The 1,628-nt window shown below is 79.1% G+C and carries 2 protein-coding genes; one reads left to right on the top strand and one right to left on the bottom strand.

Annotated features, from left to right (window positions below):
- Nucleotides 1-275 (bottom strand): helix-turn-helix domain-containing protein (locus GTQ99_RS23020; RefSeq protein ID WP_166617985.1); only part of this gene is annotated, 275 nt, incomplete at its 3' end.
- A 99-nt stretch (nucleotides 276-374) separates the two neighbouring features.
- Between GTQ99_RS23020 and GTQ99_RS23015 the strand changes: the two genes are divergently transcribed.
- On the top strand, nucleotides 375-1,628 hold a 1,254-nt coding region (locus GTQ99_RS23015), incomplete at its 3' end, for an HD domain-containing phosphohydrolase (RefSeq protein WP_166617984.1).

Genomic DNA, 1,628 nt, shown 5'->3' with positions numbered 1-1,628 from the left:
GCCAGGGACAGCGCGTACGCGTGCTCGGTGGCCGACAGGCGCAGCGTGCGGGCCAGCGCGTCCAGCACCTGCCGCGAGGGGTTGATGTCGCGGCCCTGCTCCAGCCACGTGTACCAGGTGACCGAGACCCCCGACAGCGCGGCGACCTCCTCGCGGCGCAGCCCGCGGCTGCGCCGCCGGCCCCCCTCGGGCAGGCCCAGGTCGGCCGTGGTCAGCTGGCCGCGGCGGCTGCGCAGCAGGGCGCCGAGCTCCTCGCGCCGCTCCGCCCCGCCCACTCCGGCAGCGTAGGCCGTACCGGTGGGGGCGCCGTCCGGGCGGGTGAACCCGCACCGACGGCGCTCAACCCGGCGGCACCGCGTCCCGAAGCGCTCGGGGTGGCCACGGGACCGACGCAGAACTACGGGGACGGCGCGTCCACCACCTGGCGGCCCCGCCCGGTCCTCGCCGCGCTGGTGCGGGCGAGCGCCTCGCTGGGCCCGCTGCTGTTCGCCCTCGTCGTCGGGGCCACCGCCGCCCGCTGGGCGCCGCCGGCCCGCCTGGGCCTGCCCGCGGCGGTGTGGCTGCTGCTCGTCGTCGCCCTCTCCAGCGCCGTGCTGCTGGCCTGCTCGCGCTGGTTGCGCCGCCTGGTGCCCCTCTCGGCGATGCTGCGGCTGAGCCTGGTGCTGCCCGACCGCGTGCCCAGCCGCTTCGAGGTCGCCCGCCGCACCTGGTCGCCCGCGGCCCTGGACCCCGCCGCGGACGCCGCCGTGGACGCCGCAGCGGACCCCGTCCCGGACCAGGCCGCGGCACCCGCCGCGGACGCGGGCCCGGTGGGGGACGCGCCCCGGGACTCCGCCGAGCGGCTGCTGGCGCTGGTGAGCAGCCTCGCGGCGCACGACGCGCGCACCCGCGCCCACGGCGAGCGGGTGCAGGCGTACGCGGCCCTCATCGGCCGCGAGCTGGGGCTGCCCCGCGAGGAGGTGGACAAGCTCAGCTGGGCCGCCCTGCTGCACGACGTCGGCAAGGTCCACGTGCCCGTGGAGGTCATCAACAAGAACGGCCGGCCCACCGAGCAGGAGTGGGCCGCCCTGCAGCAGCACCCCTGCCACGGCGGGCGGCTGGTGCAGCCGCTGCGCGCCTGGCTGGGGCCGTGGCTGGACGGCGTGGAGCAGCACCACGAGCGCTGGGACGGCGGCGGCTACCCGCGCGGGCTGGCCGGTGCGCAGCTGTCCCTGGCGGCGCGCGTCATCGCCGTCGCCGACACCTACGACGTCATCACCTCCGCGCGCGCCTACAAGAAGCCGATGTCGGCCGAGCAGGCCCGCGCCGAGATCACCCGCTGCGCCGGCACCCAGTTCGACCCCGAGGTCGTCCGCGCCTTCCTGGCCGTCGGCATCGGCCGGCTGCGCCTGGTCGCGGGCCCGGCGACGCTGCTGGCCGCGCTGCCGGGGGTGGGCTCCGCCCCCGCGCAGGCGCTCTCGAACGCCTCCGCGATCGCGCAGACGGCCGGCGGCCAGGTGCTGAGCGTCCTGCTGTCGGCGGGGGTCGGCGTGGGCGGCGGGCTGACCGGCACGCAGGCGCTGGCCGCCGCACCCGGGCAGCCGGTGGCCGCGGCGGCGGTCGCGGACGTCCGGGGCGCGGCCCCGGCC

The organism is Kineococcus vitellinus (genome assembly GCF_009906315.1).
Taxonomy (GTDB): domain Bacteria; phylum Actinomycetota; class Actinomycetes; order Actinomycetales; family Kineococcaceae; genus Kineococcus; species Kineococcus vitellinus.
This window is presented reverse-complemented; position numbering and strand designations above follow the sequence as displayed.